Source organism: Dietzia sp. UCD-THP (assembly GCF_000349585.1).
GTDB classification, from domain to species: domain Bacteria; phylum Actinomycetota; class Actinomycetes; order Mycobacteriales; family Mycobacteriaceae; genus Dietzia; species Dietzia natronolimnaea_A.
The window spans coordinates 1-22,303 of sequence record NZ_AOSR01000011.1; the positions used below are offsets into that span (position 1 = coordinate 1).

Genomic DNA, 22,303 nt, shown 5'->3' on the forward strand with positions numbered 1-22,303 from the left:
TCAAGTCCCCCTTCGCCCACACATCGAGTGCAGCCGCGGTTGCCCGGGAGCCGGCCGAGAGGCCGGCTTCGTGCATTTCCGGGTGCGAAAGAGCTCCGGCGGGGCAGTGGGCAGACCGTGCCCACCCCACCTGAATCAAGTTCAATTTTCGTCGTGTCGTAAGCTCACCCAGACGTTCTCCCGGAGAGCGGCACCACCATGCCGAGCCCCGGAGAGGATCGCCATCCGGGTGGACGGAGCAGAGAGCACCCTCTCGCCCGCCCTGCCCGCGAGCTCGTACCCCGGCTCGCATCGAGCAGTTCGCCCGTGATGGAAGGCTTGAGACCGGTTTCCGGCCCGATCCCGGATGGCCCCACGCCGAGGCCGGACACCGTGTAAGGATCGGACATCGTCCGTGGTCGGTCGTGTCGGTCAACCTGCGTCGCTTCGTCACACCGCTGTCTTCCACAATCCTGTCGAAGGAACCCCCATGGCCTCGAGCCTCGAAGAGATCCCCGATATGTCCCCGCAGACCGAGGTGCCGGATCCCGTCGCCGCCCCCTCGGTGATCGGCGTGGTCGCCGAGTCCGGTCCCTCGGAGCGGCGGGTGGCCGCCACGCCGGCGACCGTCGGGAAGCTGATCGGCCTGGGATACCGGGTCGTGGTGGAGAGCGGGGCGGGAACCCGCGCCGAGTTCTCCGACGCGGCCTACGCCGACGCCGGCGCCGACCTGGTCGACGGCGACACCGCCTGGTCGAGCGACGTCGTGATGAAGGTCGCCGTCCCCACCGAGGCCGAAGTGGCGCGACTGCGGCCGGGCGCCACCCTCGTCGGCCTCCTGGCGCCGGCCCAGAACGAGCGGCTGCTGTCCGTTCTGGCCGAGCGCGGGGTCACCGCCCTGGCGATGGACGCGGTCCCGCGGATCTCCCGCGCGCAGTCGATGGACGTCCTGTCCTCCATGGCCAACATCGCCGGCTACCGCGCGGTGATCGAGGCCGCCCACCACTTCGGTCGGTTCTTCACCGGACAGGTCACCGCGGCGGGCAAGGTCCCGCCCGCGAAGGTGCTGGTGGCCGGTGCGGGCGTGGCCGGTCTGGCGGCGATCGGTGCGGCCAGCAGCCTCGGCGCGATCGTCCGCGCCACCGATCCGCGCCCCGAGGTGGCAGACCAGGTCAAGTCGATCGGTGGCGAGTACCTGCCCGTCGAGGTCCCCGACGAGGAGAAGGTCGTCTCCACGGACGGGTACGCCAAGGCGACCAGCGAGGCCTACGACCGGGCGGCGGCGGCCCTGTACTCGGCCCAGGCGGCCGACGTGGACATCGTCATCACCACCGCGCTGATCCCGGGCCGGGCGGCGCCGCGGCTCCTCACCGCCGCGGACGTGGCGTCGATGAAGCGCGGATCGGTCATCGTGGACATGGCCGCGGCCCAGGGCGGCAACGTCGAGGGCAGCGTGGCGGACGAGGTGGTGGTGACCGAGAACGGCGTGACGATCATCGGGTACACCGACCTGGCCGGACGCCTGCCCGCGCAGGCCTCGCAGCTGTACGGCACCAACCTGGTGAACCTCACCAAGCTGGTCACCCCGGACAAGGACGGGCGGTGGGCGCTGGATCTGGACGACGTCGTCCAGCGTGGGGTGACCGTGGCCAGGGACGGTGAGGTCCTGTGGCCACCGCCGCCGGTGCAGGTCAGTGCGGCACCCGCCGCGGCGGCCGCCGAGCCGCTCGAGCCGCCCGCGGAGAAGAAGAAGCTCTCCCCCCGGGCCAGGCTCGGCCTGATCGCCACCGGGATGGCGCTGCTGCTTCTGCTCACCGCAGTCGCGCCCGGAGACATCCCGCGCCACATCACGGTGTTCGTCCTGGCGATCGTGATCGGGTACTACGTGATCGGCAACGTCCATCACGCGCTGCACACCCCGCTCATGTCGGTGACCAACGCGATCTCCGGGGTGATCGTCGTGGGCGCACTGCTCCAGATCGGGATCGACAACACCGTCGGTCAGGTCCTGGCCACCATCGCGATCCTCGTCGCGTCCATCAACGTCTTCGGCGGATTCGCCGTGACGCGCCGCATGCTCGGCATGTTCTCGAAGGGAGCCTGAGGAGATGTCACTCGTGACCGCCGCCAACGCGGCCTACCTCGTCGCCGCGCTGCTGTTCATCATGTCCCTGGCCGGCCTGTCCAAGCACGAGACCGCCCGCCGGGGCCTGAGCTTCGGCATCGCCGGCATGGCGCTGGCGCTCGTGGCCACCGTCGCGCTGGTGATCGACCATCATCCCGCCACCACCGGGATCGTCCTCATGGTGGTCGCGGTGCTCATCGGCGCGACCCTGGGGCTGCTGCGCGCCCGACGGGTCCAGATGACCGAGATGCCCGAGCTGATCGCCCTGCTGCACTCCTTCGTGGGCCTGGCCGCGGTGCTCGTGGGCTGGAACGGATACCTCGAGCCCGAGCTGCACGGTGAGCTCACCGGCGCGCTGCTGGACATCCACCACGCCGAGGTGTTCATCGGCGTCTTCATCGGCGCCATCACCTTCACCGGATCGATCGTGGCCTACCTCAAGCTCTCGGGGAAGATGAAGTCCGCGCCGCTGGTGCTGCCGGGCAAGAACCTCATCAACGCCGGGATCCTGGTGGCGTTCGTCGTCCTCACCGTGGCGTTCGTCGTCACGCCGGCGCTCTGGATGCTCGCGCTGGTCACGGCCTTGGCGTTGGCCCTGGGCTGGCACCTGGTGGCCAGCATCGGCGGTGGCGACATGCCGGTCGTGGTCTCGATGCTCAACTCGTACTCCGGGTGGGCGGCGGCCGCGACGGGATTCCTGCTCGGCAACGACCTGCTCATCGTCGTCGGCGCGCTGGTCGGCTCCTCGGGTGCCTACCTGTCCTACATCATGTGCAAGGCGATGAACCGCTCGTTCATCTCCGTCATCCTCGGTGGCTTCGGCATCGAGGCCGCCGCGGGCGAGGGCAAGGACCACGGGGAGCACACCGAGATCGACGTCGCCGGTACGGCCGAGTTGCTGGCGGGCGCCTCGAAGGTGATCATCGCCCCGGGATACGGCATGGCCGTCGCGCAGGCGCAGTACCCCGTCGCCGATCTCACCCGCACCCTGCGCGAGCGGGGCGTCGACGTCCGCTTCGCCGTGCACCCCGTCGCGGGCCGCCTGCCCGGCCACATGAACGTGCTGCTCGCCGAGGCGAAGGTGCCGTACGACATCGTCTTTGAGCTCGACGAGATCAACGACGACTTCTCGGACACCGACGTGGTCCTGGTGATCGGTGCCAACGACACCGTCAACCCGGACGCCGCCGAGGACCCGGGCAGCCCGATCGCGGGCATGCCCGTGCTCCACGTGTGGGAGGCGACGGACGTGATCGTCTTCAAGCGATCCATGGCCGCCGGGTACGCGGGTGTGCAGAACCCCCTGTTCTTCCGAGACAACACCCAGATGTTGTTCGGCGACGCCAAGGACCGTGTCGACGACATCCTGGGCGCGCTCAAGGAGCAGCCTGTCGGGGCGGGCGGGTAGAGCCGGTCGCAGGATCCTGTACTACGAGGACCTGGACGACGAGGACCTGGACGACGACGAGGAGGCGGTCCCCACGCGGGACCGCCTCCTCGTCGTTGATCGGAACAGCAGGGTCGTTCGGAACAGCAGGGTCGTACGGAAGGTCTAAGTCGACGACGCGGGCGGCGACGCCGTGGCCGCCTCCGTCTCCCCGGCCTCGCCGACCGCCACGGCGTCGGTCCCGAGCCCGTCGGGTTCGAGTGCGCCGCCCTCGAGCCCGTCGCTCTCGAGCACGTCCTGGAAGTACGCCATCTCGCGGTGGTAGGCCTTGTCCAGGCCCTCCCGTTCGTCCTCCTCGGTGACCCGCAGGCCCATCGTCTTGTCCAGGACAAAGGCGATGAGCAGGGTGACGGTGAAGGAGTAGGCGAGGACGGCCGCGGTGGCCAGGGTCTGGGCGCCGAGCTGCCCGAACCCGCCACCGTAGAGCAGGCCCGCCTCACCGACCGGGGAGGCGGGATCGGCGATCACACCGATGAGCAGGGTGCCGATGATGCCCGCGACCATGTGGAGTCCGGCCACGTCGAGGGAGTCGTCGTACCCGAGGCGGTACTTCAGGCCCACCGCGTAGTGGCAGACCACGCCGCAGATCAGGCCGATCGCGATGGCGCCGAGCGGGCTGACCGCGGCGGCGGCCGGGGTGATGCCCACCAGTCCGGCGACGAGCCCGGACGCCACGCCGAGGGTGGTGGGGTGCTTGGCGCGGACCTGCTCGGTGATCATCCAGGCCAGTGCGCCACACAGTCCGGCGACCACGGTGTTGAGCGCGGCCACCCCGGCCGTGTTGCCCGCGGCGACAGCGGAGCCGGCGTTGAAACCGATCCACCCGGCGAAGAGCATTCCGGCGCCGAGGAACGTCAGGGGGACGCTGTGTGGCCTGCTGATCGCGGGGAAGCCGGCTCGTCGGCCGAGCACGAGCACCAGGGCGAGGGTCGCGACGCCCGCGTTGATGTGGATCGCGGTGCCGCCCGCGAGGTCGATCGCCCCCAGATTGTTGGCGATCCACCCGCCCGTGACCGAACCGTCGTCGGAATCGAACGCGAACACCCAGTGGGCCACGGGGAAGAACACCAGCACCGGCCACACGACGGCAAAGACGAGCCAGGTGGAGAAGCGCATCCTGTCCGCCACTCCGCCGGCCACGAGGGCGACGGTGATTCCCGCGAACAGCAGCAGGAACCCGGCGAACAGGGCGGGTGGCAGGCCCGGGGTCGCGGGTTCGGCCATGATGCCCCGGAGTCCCAGGTACTCGAGCGGGTCGCCGAGCAGGCCCGCGCCCCCGACCGAGTCGCCGAAGGTCAGCGAGTAGCCGATCAGGACCCACAGCACGGCCATCACGGCGACCGCGCCGATCGTCATCATCATCATGTTGAGCGTGCTGCGGATGCTGACCATGCCGCCGTAGAACAGGGCCAGGCCGGGGACCATGAAGGCCACCGCGACCATGGCCGCGAGCACCCAGGCGGTGTCTGCCGCCGCAATGGCTACGTCCATGTCTGTCTCTTTCCTCTGGGGCCACTCCCGGGCGGGGCGACGTGGGGACCGTGCGTTTCACAGTGTGAACCTGTGTTGCTTTCTGTCAGGTACCGCGCTCGTTGCCATTCGGTTACCGCGCGGTGGGCGCACCTGGCCTCGGGCCCGACTCTGCGTAATCGGGCCAGCTCAACAACGTCCGGTCCGGCCGGTAATCCGTAACACCGAGGTAACCAACTCGCCGTTTAGCCGCAGTATATTTTGACCACCAAGCAGAAACAGTGGATCAGGAGACGTCATGACAGTCACCGCAGACCCCTCCGCGGGGGTCGCCGACCGCGCGAACGGCGCGAGCAGGCAGTCGTCGTTCCCGGCGCTCGACTCCGACCGTGACCACCTGAGCGCCCCCGGCACCCTCGCCCGGATGGTCGCGGACACCGGGACGCGATTCGTCCTGGCCGTGTTCACCAACCTCCGGGGCAAGCCGTGCGCCAAGCTCGTCCCGGCCTCCGCGGTCGACCAACTGGAGGCCGGGGAGCTGGGCTTCGCCGGGTACGCCGCCGACGCGATCGGCCAACAGCCCAGGGACCCCGACCTCCTCGTCGTCCCCGACGCCCGCTCCTTCACCACCCTCGACTTCATCAAGCCCGGACTGGCCCTGGTGCACTGCGACCCCTGGGTGAGCGGGGAGCCGTGGCGCTTCGCGCCGCGCGTCATCCTGGGACGGATGCTCGCCGACGCGGCCACCGACGGCCTCGAACTCAAGGTGGGGGCGGAGGTCGAGTACTTCCTGGTCCGGAAGAACGCCGACGGGTCGCTGTGCACCGCCGATCCCAAGGACGACGAGTCCCACCCGTGCTACGACGCCCGGGGCGTGACCCGGATGTTCGAGCACCTCGCCGGGGTCTCGGACGCGATGAACGTGCTCGGCTGGGCCAACTACGCCAACGACCACGAGGACGGCAACGGGCAGTTCGAGCAGAACTTCGCCTACGACGAGGCGATGGTCACCGCCGACCGGGTCATGACGCTGCGCTACATCATCTCCATGCTGGCCGAACAGCGGGACATGATCGCCACCTTCATGCCCAAGCCGTTCTCCGACCGCACCGGATCGGGAATGCACCTGCACATGTCCCTGTGGCGCGACGGGCACCCGGTGTTCCCCGCGGTCGGCGACGACCGGTACGGACTGGGGCTCTCGCCCACCGCGTACTCGTTCATCGCCGGCGTGCTCACCCATGCCGCCGGCATGCACGCGATCCTGTGCCCCACCATCAACTCCTACAAACGTATCGGTGCACGCACGACGGCGTCGGGGGCCACGTGGTCGCCCACGGACGCCACCTACGGCGGCAACGACCGCACCCACTACCTGCGTGTGCCCGACGGCAACCGGGTGGAACTCCGCGGCGGCGACGGCTCCGCCAACCCCTATCTCGCCGTCGCGGTGCAGTTGGCCGCCGGCCTCGACGGGGTGCGGAGGGATCTCGACCCCGGCGTCCCCGCCACGGTCAGCGAGGCCACCCACACCCTTCCTCCGACCCTGCTGCACGCGGTGGAGGAGTTGGGCCGGGACGAGGTCGTCCGCGCCGCACTGGACATCGGCGGGGACGGCGTCGCCGACTACTACGCGGATCTCAAACGCGAGGAGTTCATCTCCTGGCACAACACGGTCACCCAGTGGGAGATCGACGAGTACCTGACCGCGTTGTGACGCGCCGCGGCCCCCGCCGCGCGGCTGTATCGCTCGACCCGACACCACCCCCAGACCCCACGACACCAGGAGAACCCCCCATGTGCGGCATCGTCGGACTCCACCTGCGCGACCCGGATCTCGAACCCCGGCTCGGCGACCTGCTCACCACCATGCTCGGCGAGATGACCGACCGCGGATCGGATTCGGCCGGCGTCGCGGTCTACGGCAACCCCGACTGGACCCCGGCCGGATCGGCCACCGTCACCGTGCTCGCCGACCTCACCGACGGCGTCGACGCCCGGACCCTGGCCTCGCGTGTCGGTGGGCACCTGGGGTGCGAGGTATCGGGCCGCGAGCTGGGTGCCACCGTCCTCCTGACCGCCGGGACCGACCCGCAGACCCTGGCCTCCGCCGTCCGCACGGCCCTCCCGGAGGCCGTCCTGGTGGGCCTGGGCACCGAGCTCGCCGTCCTCAAGGGCGTGGGACTGCCACTGGACCTGGCCTCGGGCTTCGGCCTACCGGGGGCCTCGGGATGGCAGGGCGTGGGGCACACCCGGATGGCCACCGAATCGGCGGTCACCCCCGCCGGGTCACATCCCTTCTCGGTGGGCCCGGACCAGTGCATCGTCCACAACGGGTCCTTCTCCAACCACGCCTCGGTCCGGCGCGAACTCGCCCGACGCGACATCCACTGCGACACCCTCAACGACACCGAGGTCGCGGCGCGGTTCGTGGCCGCCCAGATCGCCCTCGGGGCGGGCATCGACCAGGCACTGGCCGAGATGGCCGGCGTCCTCGACGGCTTCTACACGCTGCTGGTGTCGACCGCCGAGGAGTTCGCGGTGGTGCGGGACCCGATCGCCTGCAAGCCGGCGGTGATCGCCGAGACCGACCGCTACGTCGCCATGGCCTCGGAGTACCGGGCGATGGCGCACCTCCCGGGCATCGACGACGCCCGTCTCTTCGAACCCGAACCGGGCCGCGTGTACCACTGGCGGCGCTGAGCCCGTCCCCTGCGCAACCGAACCACCAGCACGCGGTGGAGTCCCCACCCGAAAGGAAGAACGATGACCGTGACGCCGGAACAGGCCTTCGCGCCGAGGGACCTCGGCCCCGTCGGCGACGCGCCGCCCGCCGCCCCGCACGTGATCGACGTCCGGGAGGCCGGGCTGCGCGAGACCAATCGGATCCTCCGGGAGTCCGACGGCACCGGCAGATACCTCCTCACCGCTCCCCGGGGGGCGCACGCGCTCGCTGTGGGCCTGACGGAGCCGGACGAGGTCGTGATCGACGGGCCCACCGGGTACTACACCGCCGGGATGAACGACGGTGCCCACGTCACGGTCAACGGGAACGTGGGGGTCGGGGTGGCCGAGAACATGATGTCGGGGACGGTGCGGGTCGCCGGGTCGGCCTCGCAGTCGGCCGGGGCGACGGCCCATGGTGGGCTGCTGGTGATCGAGGGAGACGCCGGCGCCCGGTGCGGCATCTCGATGAAGGGCGTGGACATCGTCGTCGGCGGCTCGATCGGTCACATGAGCTGCTTCATGGGCCAGGCCGGGCGTCTGGTCGTCCTGGGCGATGCCGGCGACGCCCTCGGCGACTCGCTCTACGAGGTCCACATCTACGTGCGGGGTCGCGTCGAGTCCCTCGGCGCCGACTGCGTCGAGAAGGAGATGCGGCCCGAACACCACACCGAGCTCCGGGAGCTGCTCGACCGTGCTGCCGCCACCGGGGTCTCGACCGAGGAGTTCCGGCGCTACGGCTCCGCCCGCACGCTCTACACCTTCGACGTGGACAACGCCTCCGCCTACTGACCGCCCGCCGCACCCCCGACAGGAGCCCGACATGCCCTTCGACGGACACACCCGATCCGACCAGGCCACCCCACCGCAGATCCCGACCGCGACGGTGGACCCGACCCTGCGCGAATCCGCCACCTTCCCGCGTTCGGTGATCCACGAGATCCAGCGCGCGGCCGCGACCGGGATCTACGACATCCGCGGCTGGGGTGCCAAGCGGAAGGTGCCGCACTTCGATGACCTGCTCTTCCTGGGCGCCTCGATGTCGCGCTACCCGCTCGAGGGATACCGCGAACGCTGCGACACCGACATCACCCTGGGCACCCGACACGCCACCAAGCCCCTCCACCTGGACATCCCCGTGACCATCGCGGGAATGAGCTTCGGTGCCCTGTCGGCGCAGGCCAAGGAGGCCCTCGGGCGCGGGGCCAGTGCCGCGGGCACCTCCACGACCACGGGTGACGGTGGGATGACGGCGGAGGAGCGCGGCCAGAGCTCGAAGCTCGTCTACCAGTACCTACCCTCGCGCTACGGGATGAACCCCGTCGACCTCCGCAAGGCCGATGCCATCGAGGTGGTCCTGGGGCAGGGAGCCAAACCAGGTGGGGGAGGCATGCTCCTGGGCCAGAAGATCTCCGACCGGGTGGCACAGATGCGGACCCTGCCCCGGGGGATCGACCAGCGTTCGGCCTGCCGGCACCCGGACTGGACCGGCCCCGACGACCTCGCGATCAAGATCCTCGAGTTGCGGGAGATCACCGGGTGGGAGAAGCCGGTCTACGTCAAGGTCGGCGCGACCCGCACCTACTACGACGTCAAGCTGGCGGTGAAGGCCGGCGCGGACGTGGTGGTCGTGGACGGGATGCAGGGTGGCACCGCCGCCACGCAGGACGTCTTTATCGAGCACGTGGGCATCCCCACCCTCGCCGCGATCCCGCAGGCGGTGCAGGCACTGCAGGAGATGGACCTGCACCGGAAGGTGCAGCTGATCGTCTCCGGAGGGATCCGCTCGGGGGCGGACGTGGCCAAGGCCATGGCCCTGGGCGCCGACGCCGTCGCGATCGGGACGGCCGCACTGATCGCGCTGGGGGACAACGACCCCCGGTACGAGCAGGAGTACCGCGCACTCGGCTCGGCGGCGGGGTTCTACGACGACTTCCAGGACGGGCGTGACCCGGCCGGGATCTCCACCCAGGACCCCGACCTGGCGCGACGACTCGATCCGGAGGCCGCCGGCCGGCGCCTGGCCAACTACCTGCACGTGCTCACGATGGAGGCGCAGACGATCGCCCGGGCCTGCGGCAAGTCCCACCTGACCCACCTGGAGCCGGACGACCTGGTGGCGTTGACGATGGAGGCCGCCGCGATGGCGCGCGTGCCGTTGGCGGGGACCGACTGGATCCCCGGCCGCGCGGGACGGGAGCTGTAGATGACCGTCGTGCCGGACGACCGGACCGGTGCCGGACCCGCGCCGGTCGCGGGTGGCGACTTCCGCCGGGCGGCGACGATGACTACCGTCGAGGACATGGCAGCCGGGCGGGATGACGAGCGGAGGGTCGTCCACCAGGCGGCGCCCCGTGAGCTCCCCGTGGACGTGCCCACCGGCAACGATCTCGAGCGCATCATCGGGTTCCACGTCCGCAGACTGCGTCTGGCGGAGAACCTGGGGGTCGCGGAGATGGCCCAGCGGATCGGCATCTCCAAGGCGATGCTGTCCAAGATCGAGAACGCGCAGACGTCCTGCTCGCTGAACATGCTCGCCAAGCTCGCCACCGGGCTCGACGTGCCGGTGACCTCGCTGCTGCGCGGAGCGGACACCCGACGCGACGCCGTGTTCACCCCGGACGGGCAGGGGGCGACGATCGTGGGCCGCGGCACCTCGGTGGGCCACGACTACGAGTTGCTCGGCGCGCTGCGGGGACCTAACAAGCGGATCGAACCCGTCCTGGTGACGTTGACCGCCGAGTCGGAGACCCACCCCCGCTTCCAGCATCCCGGCACCGAGCTGCTGTACATGCTCTCCGGGGACATGATCTACCACCATGCCGAGTCCGAATACCGACTCCGTCCGGGGGACTCCCTGCTCATCGACGGCGAGGGCGTCCACGGGCCGGTGGCGATGCTGGAACTGCCCATCCGCTTCCTCTCGGTGACCGCCTACCCCGACGGCGTCGACGGCTGATCCGCCCAGGTCAGCCCGTCCAGCCCGCTCCGCTTCACCCACGCCGCGCCGACCCTTCCGGGGGCCGTGGCGCACCCGCACCTTCCGCACCGTCCGGACGTTCCGGACCTCCCGAGGAGCCCGTCATGACCATTCCGGTCGCCACCACCGTCACCTCGCTGATGTCCGCGATCGCGGACGTCGGGACCGACCCGACGCGGGGCGGGTACAGCCGCCCCGTCTACTCCCGCGCGGAACTGGACCTGCGCGAGTGGTTCCTGGCCGAGGCGGCCGCGCGTGGTCTGGACACCGAGACCGACCGCAACGGGATCATCTGGGCCTGGTGGAATCCGGGTGGCCATCTGCTGGAGGACGCCGTCGTCACCGGCAGCCACCTGGACTCCGTGCCCGGGGGAGGAGCCTTCGACGGCCCGCTCGGCGTCGCCTCGGCGCTGGTCGCGGTCGACCTGCTGGAGGCACGGGGCGTGCAACCTCGGCGGGCCCTGGCCCTGACCGTGTTCCCGGAGGAGGAGGGGTCCCGGTTCGGGCGGGCGTGCCTGGGTTCGCTGCTGCTCACCGGCGCGATGGACCCGGCCACCGCGGCGCGCCTGACCGACGACGACGGGACCACCTACGCCGAGCTGTGCGCCGCCAACGGGCTGGACCCGTCGCGACTGGGCCGCGATGAGGAGGCGCTTCGACGGATCGGTCGATTTGTGGAGCTTCACGTGGAACAGGGTCGGGGTCTGATCGACCTGGACAATCCGGTCGCGGTGGCCTCGTCCATCATCGGCCACGGGCGCTGGCGGATCAGCTTCACCGGCCAGGGCAACCACGCCGGGACCACGCTGCTGGCGGACCGCCGCGACCCGATGATCCCGGCCTCCCGCACCGTCCTCGACGTCCGGCGCATCGCCCGCGCACACCGGGGGGCCCGGGCGACCGTGGGACGGATCGTGCCCACCCCCGGCGGCACCAACGTCATCGCCTCCCGGGTCGACCTGTGGCTGGACGTGCGCCACCCCGACGACGCCGTGACCGCCCGGATGGTCCACGAGATCGCGGAGGCGGCGTCGATGGCGGCCGCGCGCGAGGGCTGCGGGAGCTCGATCGTGCAGGAGTCGCTCAGCGGTTCGGTGACCTTCGACCCGGTGTTCCGTGACCGACTGCTCGACGACCTGCCCGGGGTCCCCGTCCTGGCCACGGGGGCGGGCCACGACGCCGGGGTCCTGGCCGCGCACGTCCCCACCGCGATGCTGTTCGTCCGCAACCCCTCCGGGGTGTCGCACTCCCCGGAGGAGCACGTGGAGGACGCCGACGCCGAACTGGGCGCCGAGGCGTTGGCCGACGTTCTCGCCGACCTGCTCACCTGCGATGACCTCCCGGCTCCCGACGCCGCCTGACCCGCACACCACGAGAAAGTGATCCCCATGACCGACACAGCGCACCCGGCCGACACAGTGAAGTTCCTCGTGATCGGCGGGGGACTCGAAGGGTTGTCGATCGCCTGGAACCTGGCCGAGCGCGGCGAGACCGACGTCCTCGTCGTCGAGAAGGACACCCTGTGCTCCGGCATGACCGGCAAGTCCAGCGGCATCGTCCGTTGCCACTACGGCTCGCCCACCATGGCGGCCCTGAGTTGGCACAGCATCCCGGTGTTCGAGAACGCGACCGAGTTGCTGGGCGACGACATGGCGTTCCGCCAGTGCGGGTACGCGGTGATCGTCGGCGAGGAGAACGTGATCCCGCTGCGCGCGAACGTGGCCATGCAGCAGAGCCTGGGCATCGAGACCGAACTCATCCCGCCGGACCGGATGGCGGAGTTGTGGCCCGGTCTGAACGTCGACGACGTGGCCGCGGCGGCGTGGGAGCCACGCGGCGGTCGCGGGGAGGCGTACATGACGGGGATGGCGTTCGCCGCCGCCGCCCGCCGACACGGGGTCCGGGTCCGCCAGAGCACCAGGGTCACGTCGCTGCTGCGGGGGCGGGGCGACCGGGTGGTGGGAGCCGAGTTCGCGGACGGCAGCACGGTGCACGCCGAGCAGGTGATCCTCGCGACCGGGGTGTGGGCGCCGCAGCTCGGCGCCACCGTCGGTCTGGACCTGCCCGTCCGGGCCCAGCGCGCGCAACTGGTGTTGGTGGATCAGGGCGAACCGCTGGAGCAGGTGCCCACGCTGTCGGACCTGGTGGGCCTGCAGTACCTGTGCCGCGAGCCCAACGGGGAGATCCTCGCCGGCAACTCCGACCACCACTCGCCGCAGTACATCGATCCGGACTCCTACTCCAACCGGGCCGACGACACGACGGTCGAGAAGGTCGTGGAGCGGCTCTTGCACCGCCTTCCCGACATGCCGGATCCGGCGATCACCGGCAGTTATGTGGGGGCGTACGACACCACTCCCGACTACAACCCCGTGATCGGCCCGTCACCCCTCGACGGATTGTTCCTGGCGGTCGGCTTCTCGGGGCACGGGTTCAAGATGTCGCCCGCGGTCGGTCGACTGGTCGCGGAGTTGCTCCTCGACGGGACGACGACGATGTCGGGGGTCGACCCGGCGGACTGCCGACTCTCCCGATTCGCTGAGGGCAGGCCCACGATCAGCCTCAACCCCTATGTGGGCGCCGGCGAGATGCGCTGAGCCGCGCCCGCCGACGTCGCCCGGCGGGATGCCGAGAGCCGGTCAAACCGCCCGGATCTCCCCGGTGACGAGGTGCGCCACATGACCGGTCACCCAGATGCCGGTGCCGGGAGCGTCGTCGCATCCGGCCGATATCGCCACGCATCCCTCGCGGCCGAGCACGGTGCCCTGCCGGGCGGTGTAGCGCTGCGGCAGCGTGCCGTTGCCGGTGAGCCACACGGCCAACCCCGCCTGGAAACTCCCCGTCACGGGGTCCTCCGGGATCCCGGCCGAGAACGGGAAGAAGCGGACCTCGACATCGACCTCGGCCGGGTCCGCCGGGTCCGTGGGGTAGCGGCCGAGGACTCCCACCCGGTCCCCTGCCAGGGCCTGCATGTCGGGCCTGACGGCGAGAACGGTCTCGGCATCCCGCAGGAGCAGCGCGCACGAGCCGGGGCCGTTGTCCACCCAGGAGTGGTCCACCACGTCGTCGCGGCTCAGGCCCAGGCCCGACACCAGCCGTTCCACCTGCGATTCGCCGAGGGGTCCGGACCTGATCAACTCCGGCGCGGCGAACGACCAGTCTCCGGCCCCCTCGTCGCGGACGGTGATCAATCCGATCCCGCATTCCTGCACGGCCCTGCCCGGCATCCGGGGCCGGCCCCCTGCCTCGTGCCACGCCGCGCACGAACCGAGGGTGGGGTGGCCCGCGAACGGCAGCTCCCCGGCCGGGGTGAAGATACGGACCCGGTAGTCGGCGGCCTCGATGGTGGGCGCTAGTAGAAAGGCGGTCTCGGACAGGTTGGTCCACCTGGCGATGGTCGCCATCTGCGTGCCGGACAGTTCGTCCGCGTCGTGGACCACGGCGAGGGGGTTGCCCCGGAACGGGACGGGGGAGAAGACGTCGACCTGCGAGAACCTCATTCCCGAGACGGTACTCCCGGGGCCCAGCTCAGCTCTCGCGGAGCGCTCCCGTGCACTTCAGCCGAAGCTTCTCCAGCTGCGCGCCGTGCTCGACCGCGCGCTCCACCAGCGCCTCCAGGGTCGGCTGGGGCAGCCGCGGGTCGCCTATGTCCAGCAGGGCCCGGAACCCCAACTCCTTGCCCCGGACCGCGATCGTGAGTGCCTCCAGTTCGAGCAGATCGCTGAGCGGGGATCGTTGGGCGAACCGCTGGTTGGGCTTGAGCTGACCGAGCTTCTCCGCCGCCCGCGCCGACAGGTCCTTGAGTGCCGACGGAGACGTTCCGGCCAGGGTCATGAGTTCCTCGAGGCTGTGGAGGTCGTCCTCGGTCTCGTCGCCAATCCGGGCGACGACCTCACGGATCTCCGGGTCCTCGTGGTCCTGCGCCACACGCCGGAACAGATCCACCCCGGCGGCGGCCCCGGCGTGGTGGTCCTGCATGTACGTGTGCAACATCTCAGTGGCCATGTCCGCGACGTTACGTCGTCTGGTCCTCAGGTCAACCGCGAGCGAGCGCCGGGAGCAGCTCCTGCTCCGCCAATTCCAGGAACCCGAGTTGGTCCTGGGAGACGTGGTGCAGGTAGATCTCGTCGAATCCCAGGTCCTCGAACTCGCGGAGCCGGGCGACGAGGTGGTCGACGGAGTCGGTGACGATCACGGTCTCCTCGATCTTCTCGTCGGGGATGTACCGGGCGACCAGGTCGAACTCCTCGGGGGTGGGCAGGTCGTAGGCGACCGGTGGGTCCACGGCGTGGTTCTGCCACTGGTCGCGGGCGACCTCGCGGGCGCGGCTCATGGTGTCCTCGATGGCCACGTGGACCTGGAGGGCGAGAGGGCCCCGGCCCCCCGCCGTGCGGTACGACTGGATGATCTGCCGGACCGATTCCGGGTCGTCGTTGATCGTGATGAGTCCATCGGCCCAGTTCGCCGCCCGCGCGGCGGTCTCCGGGGTGAGCGCCGGGCCCATGATCCGGGGTGGCGTCTCGGGTAGTGAGTACACCCGCGCCTTCTCGACGTCGACGAGACCGTGGTGCGTGACCTCCTCGCCGCGGTGCAGGCGGCGGATGACGTCGACGCTCTCCTCCAGGCGGGCCTGCCGAGTGGCCTTGCCGGGCCATTTGTCGCCGGTGATGTGCTCGTTCATGTTCTGGCCGCTGCCGAGGGCCACCCAGAAGCGATCGGGGAACATCTCCGCCAGCGTCGCCGACGACTGGGCGACCACGGCGGGGTGGTAGCGCTGGCCGGGCGCACAGACGGTACCGAACGTCATGTCGGTGGTGGCCAGTGCCGCACCCAACCACGACCAGGCGAAGCCCGAATGGCCCTGGCGGGTGGACCAGGGGGAGAAGTGGTCGGAGCACATCGCGATGCGGAAGCCCGCCCGTTCGGCCTGCTGGACGTCCCGCAGCAACCTGCCCGGGGAGATCTGTTCGTGCGAGGCGTGGAATCCGTACGTGGTCATCGTTCGCCTTCCTCTCGTCCCTTCCGGGCCGCCTGCAGGGCGTCGGCCGCCCGGATCAACCCGATGTGGCTGAACGCCTGGGGGAAGTTCCCCGCCAGGCGGCCGGATTCGGGGTCGAACTCCTCGGAGAACAGCCCCAGGTCGCTGCCCCGGGACACCATGGTGTCCATGAGGTTCTGGGCATCATCGATGCGGCCGCTCCCGGCGTACTGCTCGACCAGCCAGAAGGTGCACAGGACGAACGGGTACTCGCCGCCCTCCAGGCCGTCGATCCCGCTGTCGACCCGGTACCGGTGGACGAAGCCCTCCTCGGTGACGAGGTCCCGTTCGATGCACGCCACCGTCCCGAGCATCCGGGGGTCGTCGTAGTCCAGGAACCCGGTGTGGGGGAGCTGGAGCAGGGAGGCGTCCACCTCGGAGTTGTCGTAGGTCTGGGTGAAGCTGCCCAGCTCGGAGTCGTATCCGTGCTCGTTGATCTCCTCGGCCAGCCTCGCTCGCAACTCACGCCACCGCTCGACGGGGCCGTCGAGCCCGTGCTCCCCGACCGCGCGGACGCCACGGTCGAAGGCGGCCCACATCATGGCCCTGCCGTGGGTGAAGTGGTGGGTGGACCCGCGCATCTCCCAGATGCCGTGGTCCTCCCGGTCGAAGTGCTTCTCCGCGTAGCGCAGGAGACCCTTCTGCAACCCCCAGGTGTACTCGTCCTCGTGGGCCCCGGCCTCGCGCAGGTCGTGCAGTGCGATCATCACCTCCCCCACGACGTCGGCCTGGTACTGGTCGGCGGCTCCGTTGCCGATGCGCACCGGACGGGAGTCCTCGTAGCCGTCGAGGTGGTCGAGCTCCATCTCGATCAGCTGGCGCTCCCCGCCCAGGCCGTACATGATCTTGACGTCGTCGACGTCACCGGCGACCGCACGCAGGAGCCAGTCCCGCCACAGTTCGGCGCCCTCTGTGAGCCCGTGTGCCACCACGACCTCGATGGTGAACGCCGCGTCGCGGAGCCAGGTGTAGCGGTAGTCCCAGTTCCTCTCGCCGCCGAAGTACTCGGGAAGTGAGGTGGTTGGCGCGGCCACGATGGCCCCCGTGTCCAGGTTGGTGAGCGCTCGCAGGACGAGCAGCGACCGGGTCACCTCAGGCCGGGGATCGCAGTCGACCTCCAGCTGTGACGACCACTCGGTCCAGGCGCTGATGGTCGCCGCGATGGTCTCGTCGGCCTCGGGCGGGTCGGGCACGTCTGCGTGGGACGGGAACCACGTCAGGTCCCAGTCCAGCCGCTCCCCGGCGCGGACGTCGAACGTCCCCTCGAGTCGGCGGGCGCGCCCACCCTCCTGAGATCGTTCGTCGTCTCGCACGTCGGCGTGGGTGTCGTCGGTGGGCGACGAGTCGTCGTCGTCCTCGTCGGGCCACCGCAGCATCGGCCCGGTCACCAGGATGCCGTCGGGCCCCGCCAGTGCCAGCAGCGCTCGGTGCTCCCCGTCTCTGGCGATCTCCCGGGTCCACGGCGTGGCCCGTGCGTAGTCGAACCGCAGGCGCAGGTCGTGCTCGACGGTCACCTCGCCGTCGAGGCATTCGACCCGGCGGATCAGATCCCCCTGCGACTCGCTCCGCAGGAGGCAGTCGGTCACCCGGGCGGTGCCGGACGGGGACCGCCAGGTCGTCTCGAGCACGAAGGTCTCCGGGATGTAGCGGCGGTCGAGCACCTCACCGTCGACCACCGACAGGCGCCACCGGCCGGCCTCCGGTCCGTCGAGCAGGGCCGAGAACACGGCGGGGGAGTCGAATCTGGGCAGGCAGAGCCAGTCGATGCTCCCGTCCCGCGACACGAGCGCTCCGGTTCGCAGGTCGGACAGCAGCGCGTAGTCCTCCAGGGGTGTACTGCGTGTCGGGCTCGCCATCTCTAGAAGACGGGCTTGCCGCCGGTCACGCCGAGCACGGTGCCCGAGACGTAGCCGGCGTCCGAGGGCGAGGCGAGGAAGACGAACGCGCCAGCGCACTCCGCGGGCTGTCCCGCGCGGCCGAGGGGGGTGTCCGACCCGAACTCCTCCAGCTTCTCGCCGGGCTGCGTGGCCGGTTGCAACGGCGTCCAGATGGGGCCGGGGGCGACCGCGTTCACCCGGATGCCCCGGGACCCGAGTTCGGAGGCGAGGTTGACGGTGAGGTTGTTCAGGGCCGACTTGGTGGCCGCGTAGTCGAGCAGCGGCGGGGCCGGCTGGTAGGCCTGAATCGACGTGGTGGTGATGATCGACGACCCGGGGCCGAGGTGCTCCAATGCCTCCTGGCTCGCCCAGATGGTGGCGTAGAGATTGGTCTTGAAGACCCGGTCCATGTTCTCGCTGTCCATGGTCTCCAGACCCTCGCCGCGCGCGTGCTGGTAGCCGGCGTTGTTGACGAGGATGTCCAGTCCGCCGAGCTGCTGCGCCGCGTCCCGGACCATCTGCCGACACTGGGTCTCGTCGCGCAGGTCGCAGGGCAGCAGGACCGCCCGTCGCCCCGCGTCCTCGATCCAGCCCCGGGTGTCCTGGGCGTCGGATTCCTCCTCCGGAAGGTAGGAGATCGCCACGTCGGCGCCCTCGCGGGCGTAGGCGATGGCCGCGGCTCGCCCGATCCCCGAGTCGCCGCCGGTGATGAGGGCCTTCATGCCCCGGAGCTTGTCCGATCCGCGATAGGTGTGTTCCCCGTGGTCGGGGACCGGGGTCATCTCGGAGCTGAGCCCGGGGGGCTGCTGTTCCTGGGCTGGGAACCCGCCGCTCTCGTTGGTCATCTCCTCGGCACGTCGTGTGATATCGCGTGTGGTGCTCATATTTCCAACGTACGTAACGCTCTCGTATCCGCCACCGGCACGCGGGTCGGGATGCGAGTCGGCACGCGGATGGGCATGGACGGGGACAGCCGGGCCGACGGGCGGCCGGGTGGCCCGGCCGGCGGCCGCCTCCAGCGCCGCCACGGCCTCGACCTGAGACATCCCGGTGATCCGGAGGAGGTCGATCACGGCCGACCGGATCTGCCCCACCGCCACGCTGACGGCCGGCGAGCTCGGTGTGGCATAGGTGGAGGAGGCCGAGATCGCCGAGTCCAGCGCCAGGCGGCGGACCAGTTCGGCGTCCCCGGAGCCGGTGGTCCATCGGCGGAGCTCCTCCACGGCGGACACCAGGTGGTCGAGCGCGTCCACGACGACCGGGTCGACGGGGTCGCCGTGGCGGACCAGGTTCGCTCCCGCCCGGCACAGCGCCCGCCCGGAGGTGACCAGCAGCACCACCCGGTCGCCGAGTCTCCCCGAGGCCCGCAGCGCCCGCCGGCGTTCGGCACGTGCGCGACCGGGACCCGCGGGGAGACGTTCCCGCGTGGCGGATGCGGCGTCGAGGAGTTCCTGGCGGGCGGCGGCGAGGTCGTCCATCTCCTCGAGCCGCCGCTCGGTGCCGATCAGCGACCCGGCGGCGAGGTCGTCTCGCAGGGCGGTGAGCACGGAGGCGAATCGATCCAGGTGCCGGGCGGCGACCGCGGTGACCCTGTGGCGGGAATGGTGGGGGACCACCGAGGTCAGCGCGACCGCCACCGCGCCGCCGATCACCGCGTCACCGAGCCTGATCCACGGGCCGGTCTCCAGGACGGGGACGAGGACCATGACGACGACTGCCGCGACCGCCGCCTGATTGCTCAGCAGGCCACTCGCACGGAACGCCACCGCAGCGGTGGTCGCCGCGAGGACCGCCACCGTGAGCTGCCACGCGCCGACACCGAACCACCGGGCCAGGAGTTCGGCGGCCACGATCCCCAGGAGCACGCCCGTGGAGATCTCGAGCGCCCGGACCCGCCGCTGCCCTGCCGAGAGCCCGGTCGCGACCACGGCGGCGATCGGCGCGAAGACCGCGTTCTGGGGGCCGAACACCAGCTCGGCGAGGAGAAAGGCGAGGCCGGCGGCCGTCGCGGCGAGAAGCAGGGTGGGCGAGTACCGGACGACCCTCGCCCAGGACTCGGACCCGCGATGACGCACGCCCTCGACCAGCCGGGACCAGTGGGCGGAACTCTCCGACTCGATGCGACACCACCTCCGGCTACCGGCGTGAGTCCACGGTACGGGCGGGCCGCGGGGACGTCACCCGGATGATCAGCGCGAGAGCAGCCCCTTGGCGATGTGGGTCACCTGGATCTCGTTACTACCGGCGTAGATCATGAGCGATTTGGCATCCCTGGCGAGTTGTTCGACCCGGTACTCGGCCATGTACCCGTTGCCTCCGAAGAGCTGCACCGCGTCCATCGCGACCTCGGTCGCCGCCTCGGAGGAATAGAGCTTCATGGCCGACGCCTCGGCCAGGGTGAGTGGCTTTCCGGCCCGCGCGCGCTCGATGGACTGGAACACCATGTTCTGCACGTTGATCCGCGCCACCTCCATCCGGGCCAGTTTGAGCTGGATCAGTTGGAAGCGTCCGATCTCCTGGCCCCACAGGGTCCGCTCCCGGGAGTAGGCCACGCAGAGCCGGTGGCATTCCTGAATGATCCCCAGCGCCATGATCGCCACACCGGTGCGCTCGGCGGTGAAGCTGGACCTGGCGGACTCCCGCCCGTCGCCACCCCGGTGGTCCTCGGTCTCCCCGAGGAGGCGGTCGCGGCCGAGACGGACGTCGTCGAAGAACAACTCGCCGGTGGGGGAGCTGTGCAGGCCCATCTTCTTGAACGGGGCGCTCTGGGTCAGGCCGTCCATCCCCGTGTCCAGGACGAAGGTCAGGACCCTGCGGTCCCGCTTGGCGGTCGCGGCGGCACCGTCGTCGACACCGGCTGCCGCGCCCTCGTCGAGCTTGGCGTAGACGATCATCACGTCGGCGTGCGGGCCGTTGGTGATGAACGTCTTGCGGCCGTTGAGGATGTAGTCGTCGCCGTCCCTCCGCACGTAGGTCCGCATCCCGCCGAACGCGTCCGACCCCGAGTCCGGCTCCGTGATCGCCCACGACGCGACCTTCTCCATGGTCACGATGCCCGGCAGCCAGCGTTCCTTCTGCGCCAACGTGCCGCGCGACATGATCGTCGTGGCGCCCAGCCCGATGCTCACCCCGAGCGCGGAGACCAGGCCCATGCACGCTCCCGCGAGTTCGCTGATCACCACCGCCATCAGCGAGTCCTGGCCCTCGAACGCCCCGCCCGACCCGCTCGACCCGCTCGACCCGCTCGAGGTCTCCGACGCGCCCGCCTCCCGCGCACGCTGCCCGGCGAGCATCTTGCTCACCGCGTCGGCGGCCATCGTGTCGATCCCGAACTCCGCGAACAGTCTGCGGATGATCGGGTACGGCGTCATCTCCCCGCTCTCCAGGGCGTCCAGGTTCGGACGGATCTCCTTGTCGATGAAGCCCCGTACGGCCTCTCGGATCATCAGGTCGGTCTCGGACCACTCGAACATCGACGTCTCATCTCCTCGGTGTCCCAGGGCGCCGCTGGAACGTGTTCCGCCTGAAGTCTGCCGCGCCCCCGTCGGGCGGGGCGTGGTTTCGGCGTGAAACGCCTCGCAGCACTCAAGGCGCACAGCAGCTCGCGCGGTCGGGCACACTCGGGTGCATGAGCGATTCCCCCCACGATGCGACCGACCGGGCTGACCACGACCGGGTTGACCACGAGCGGGCCGGCGGCAACCGGGCTGACGACAGTAGGGCTGCCGACAACCGAGCCGGTCGCGCCCAGCTGGGGAGGGTGGGCCTGTGGACGGGTTCGCTTGAGGGCGTGCCGCCGGCGGGGATCCCGGACCTGCTCGGCGAACTCGACGACCAGGGATGGGGGTCGCTGTGGTTCGGGGAGGCCGTCGGGCGTGAGGCGTTCACCGCCGCGCAGCTCTATCTGTCGGCCACCAGCCGCATGGCCATCGGCACGGGAATCGCGAACATCTACGGACGGGACGCCTCGGCCGCCGGCGCGGCCGCGCGCACCATCGAGGCCCTGCACCCCGGTCGGTTCGTGCTCGGCCTCGGGGTCTCCCACGCCCCGCTGGTGGAACGGCACCGCGGACACCACTACGGTCGCCCGCTGTCGGCGATGCGCGAGTACCTCGACGCGCTCGACCGTTCCCAGCCCATGGCGGCGGGGGAGGACACCATGCCGCCGGTGGTGCTGGCCGCGCTCGGGCCCAAGATGCTCGAGTTGTCCCGGGACCGGACCTCCGGAGCGCACCCGTATCTGACCCTGCCCGAGCACACCGCGCGGGCGCGCGAGATCCTCGGCGGGTCCGGGGATGACGGGCCGGCGCTGGTGGTGGAACACGCCGCGGTGCTCGCCGCAGGTGTAGAGGACGACGACGAGCTGTGGCGGTCGCGGGCCCGGGACCACCTGAACATCTACACGGGACTGCCGAATTACCGGAACTCGTGGACCCGCCAGGGCTTCGACGAGTCCGACTACATCCGCGGCGGCAGCGACCGCCTGCAGGCGGCCTTGGTGACCCGGGGGATCGAGGCCACGCGGGTCCGGGTGCAGGAGCACCTGGACGCGGGCGCCTCCACGGTGCTCGTGCAGGTGCTCGGTGAGAACGTCCTGGCCCCGCCGGTAGAGGACTGGCGACGCGCGTCCGAGGGCCTCCTGGTCTGATCGCTCCCGGTCCCC

17 protein-coding genes are annotated in these 22,303 nt (G+C 70.6%); 10 read left to right on the forward strand and 7 right to left on the reverse strand.

Annotation, left to right across the window (positions count from 1 at the left end):
* Nucleotides 1-499 precede the first annotated feature (499 nt).
* A complete protein-coding gene (locus H483_RS21955) occupies nt 500-2,083 on the forward strand; it encodes a Re/Si-specific NAD(P)(+) transhydrogenase subunit alpha (protein ID WP_042328790.1) in 1,584 nt (527 codons plus the stop codon).
* A 4-nt stretch (nt 2,084-2,087) separates the two neighbouring features.
* Nucleotides 2,088-3,512: a Re/Si-specific NAD(P)(+) transhydrogenase subunit beta gene (gene pntB / locus H483_RS21960; RefSeq protein WP_031264426.1), complete on the forward strand. Its 1,425-nt coding sequence runs from the start codon at nt 2,088-2,090 to the stop codon at nt 3,510-3,512.
* Nucleotides 3,513-3,656: 144 nt separating this feature from the next.
* Here pntB and H483_RS21970 read toward each other — a convergent pair whose 3' ends face one another.
* Nucleotides 3,657-5,042: an ammonium transporter gene (locus H483_RS21970; RefSeq protein WP_017835395.1), complete on the reverse strand. Its 1,386-nt coding sequence runs from the start codon at nt 5,040-5,042 to the stop codon at nt 3,657-3,659.
* Nucleotides 5,043-5,445: 403 nt separating this feature from the next.
* Here H483_RS21970 and glnT point away from each other — a divergent pair, with 403 nt between their 5' ends.
* The 7 genes from glnT to H483_RS22005 all read left to right on the forward strand — a co-directional run bounded on the left by glnT (nt 5,446) and on the right by H483_RS22005 (nt 13,322).
* Nucleotides 5,446-6,738, forward strand: coding sequence for a type III glutamate--ammonia ligase (glnT, locus tag H483_RS21975; RefSeq protein ID WP_031264427.1), 1,293 nt, complete (start codon nt 5,446-5,448; stop codon nt 6,736-6,738).
* Between the two features lie 80 nt (nt 6,739-6,818).
* Nucleotides 6,819-7,724: a hypothetical protein gene (locus tag H483_RS21980; RefSeq protein WP_017835397.1), complete on the forward strand. Its 906-nt coding sequence runs from the start codon at nt 6,819-6,821 to the stop codon at nt 7,722-7,724.
* 63 nt (nt 7,725-7,787) lie between these two features.
* The gene (locus tag H483_RS21985) at nt 7,788-8,537 is read left to right on the forward strand and encodes a hypothetical protein (RefSeq protein ID WP_017835398.1); all 750 of its coding nucleotides are present in this window, start codon (nt 7,788-7,790) and stop codon (nt 8,535-8,537) included.
* 31 nt (nt 8,538-8,568) lie between these two features.
* Nucleotides 8,569-9,951 (forward strand): FMN-binding glutamate synthase family protein, encoded by a 1,383-nt coding sequence (locus H483_RS21990; protein ID WP_017835399.1) that lies wholly within the window; start codon nt 8,569-8,571, stop codon nt 9,949-9,951.
* A gap of 96 nt (nt 9,952-10,047) precedes the next feature.
* On the forward strand, nt 10,048-10,704 hold the full coding sequence (locus H483_RS21995; protein ID WP_031264431.1) for an XRE family transcriptional regulator: 657 nt from the start codon (nt 10,048-10,050) through the stop codon (nt 10,702-10,704).
* 125 nt (nt 10,705-10,829) lie between these two features.
* Entirely contained in the window at nt 10,830-12,086 is a 1,257-nt protein-coding gene (locus tag H483_RS22000) for an allantoate amidohydrolase (protein ID WP_017835401.1), read from the forward strand.
* 27 nt (nt 12,087-12,113) lie between these two features.
* Entirely contained in the window at nt 12,114-13,322 is a 1,209-nt protein-coding gene (locus tag H483_RS22005) for an FAD-binding oxidoreductase (RefSeq protein WP_017835402.1), read from the forward strand.
* A gap of 42 nt (nt 13,323-13,364) precedes the next feature.
* Here the strand turns inward: H483_RS22005 and H483_RS22010 are convergent, their stop codons facing one another.
* From H483_RS22010 to H483_RS22035, 6 genes are all read right to left on the reverse strand, one after another.
* Nucleotides 13,365-14,225, reverse strand: a complete 861-nt coding sequence (locus H483_RS22010; RefSeq protein ID WP_017835403.1) for a PhzF family phenazine biosynthesis protein — start codon at nt 14,223-14,225, stop codon at nt 13,365-13,367.
* Between the two features lie 28 nt (nt 14,226-14,253).
* Nucleotides 14,254-14,730, reverse strand: a complete 477-nt coding sequence (locus H483_RS22015) for a hypothetical protein (protein WP_017835404.1) — start codon at nt 14,728-14,730, stop codon at nt 14,254-14,256.
* A 31-nt stretch (nt 14,731-14,761) separates the two neighbouring features.
* Nucleotides 14,762-15,724 carry a TIGR03885 family FMN-dependent LLM class oxidoreductase gene (locus H483_RS22020; RefSeq protein WP_017835405.1) on the reverse strand — a complete coding sequence of 321 codons (963 nt, stop codon included), beginning with the start codon at nt 15,722-15,724 and terminating at the stop codon, nt 14,762-14,764.
* Nucleotides 15,721-17,619, reverse strand: coding sequence for a glycoside hydrolase family 15 protein (locus tag H483_RS22025; RefSeq protein ID WP_017835406.1), 1,899 nt, complete (start codon nt 17,617-17,619; stop codon nt 15,721-15,723). The genes H483_RS22020 and H483_RS22025 overlap by 4 nt, the downstream gene beginning before the upstream one ends.
* A gap of 2 nt (nt 17,620-17,621) precedes the next feature.
* Nucleotides 17,622-19,715: an SDR family oxidoreductase gene (locus H483_RS40445; RefSeq protein ID WP_017835407.1), complete on the reverse strand. Its 2,094-nt coding sequence runs from the start codon at nt 19,713-19,715 to the stop codon at nt 17,622-17,624.
* 114 nt (nt 19,716-19,829) lie between these two features.
* Nucleotides 19,830-21,113 carry an acyl-CoA dehydrogenase family protein gene (locus H483_RS22035; protein WP_017835408.1) on the reverse strand — a complete coding sequence of 428 codons (1,284 nt, stop codon included), beginning with the start codon at nt 21,111-21,113 and terminating at the stop codon, nt 19,830-19,832.
* A 155-nt stretch (nt 21,114-21,268) separates the two neighbouring features.
* Here H483_RS22035 and H483_RS22040 point away from each other — a divergent pair, with 155 nt between their 5' ends.
* A complete protein-coding gene (locus tag H483_RS22040; RefSeq protein ID WP_017835409.1) occupies nt 21,269-22,288 on the forward strand; it encodes a TIGR03620 family F420-dependent LLM class oxidoreductase in 1,020 nt (339 codons plus the stop codon).
* The last annotated feature ends 15 nt before the right edge of the window (nt 22,289-22,303 follow it).

What these genes read in the sequence shown, in the direction of transcription:
- H483_RS21955 (WP_042328790.1), top strand. Translation starts at nt 500, where the DNA reads ATGTCCCCGCAGACCGAGGTGCCGGATCCCGTCGCCGCCCCCTCGGTG.
- pntB (WP_031264426.1), top strand. Translation starts at nt 2,088, where the DNA reads ATGTCACTCGTGACCGCCGCCAACGCGGCCTACCTCGTCGCCGCGCTG.
- H483_RS21970 (WP_017835395.1), bottom strand. Translation starts at nt 5,042, where the DNA reads ATGGACGTAGCCATTGCGGCGGCAGACACCGCCTGGGTGCTCGCGGCC.
- glnT (WP_031264427.1), top strand. Translation starts at nt 5,446, where the DNA reads ATGGTCGCGGACACCGGGACGCGATTCGTCCTGGCCGTGTTCACCAAC.
- H483_RS21980 (WP_017835397.1), top strand. Translation starts at nt 6,819, where the DNA reads ATGTGCGGCATCGTCGGACTCCACCTGCGCGACCCGGATCTCGAACCC.
- H483_RS21985 (WP_017835398.1), top strand. Translation starts at nt 7,788, where the DNA reads ATGACCGTGACGCCGGAACAGGCCTTCGCGCCGAGGGACCTCGGCCCC.
- H483_RS21990 (WP_017835399.1), top strand. Translation starts at nt 8,569, where the DNA reads ATGCCCTTCGACGGACACACCCGATCCGACCAGGCCACCCCACCGCAG.
- H483_RS21995 (WP_031264431.1), top strand. Translation starts at nt 10,048, where the DNA reads ATGGCAGCCGGGCGGGATGACGAGCGGAGGGTCGTCCACCAGGCGGCG.
- H483_RS22000 (WP_017835401.1), top strand. Translation starts at nt 10,830, where the DNA reads ATGACCATTCCGGTCGCCACCACCGTCACCTCGCTGATGTCCGCGATC.
- H483_RS22005 (WP_017835402.1), top strand. Translation starts at nt 12,114, where the DNA reads ATGACCGACACAGCGCACCCGGCCGACACAGTGAAGTTCCTCGTGATC.
- H483_RS22010 (WP_017835403.1), bottom strand. Translation starts at nt 14,225, where the DNA reads ATGAGGTTCTCGCAGGTCGACGTCTTCTCCCCCGTCCCGTTCCGGGGC.
- H483_RS22015 (WP_017835404.1), bottom strand. Translation starts at nt 14,730, where the DNA reads ATGGCCACTGAGATGTTGCACACGTACATGCAGGACCACCACGCCGGG.
- H483_RS22020 (WP_017835405.1), bottom strand. Translation starts at nt 15,724, where the DNA reads ATGACCACGTACGGATTCCACGCCTCGCACGAACAGATCTCCCCGGGC.
- H483_RS22025 (WP_017835406.1), bottom strand. Translation starts at nt 17,619, where the DNA reads ATGGCGAGCCCGACACGCAGTACACCCCTGGAGGACTACGCGCTGCTG.
- H483_RS22035 (WP_017835408.1), bottom strand. Translation starts at nt 21,113, where the DNA reads ATGTTCGAGTGGTCCGAGACCGACCTGATGATCCGAGAGGCCGTACGG.
- H483_RS22040 (WP_017835409.1), top strand. Translation starts at nt 21,269, where the DNA reads ATGAGCGATTCCCCCCACGATGCGACCGACCGGGCTGACCACGACCGG.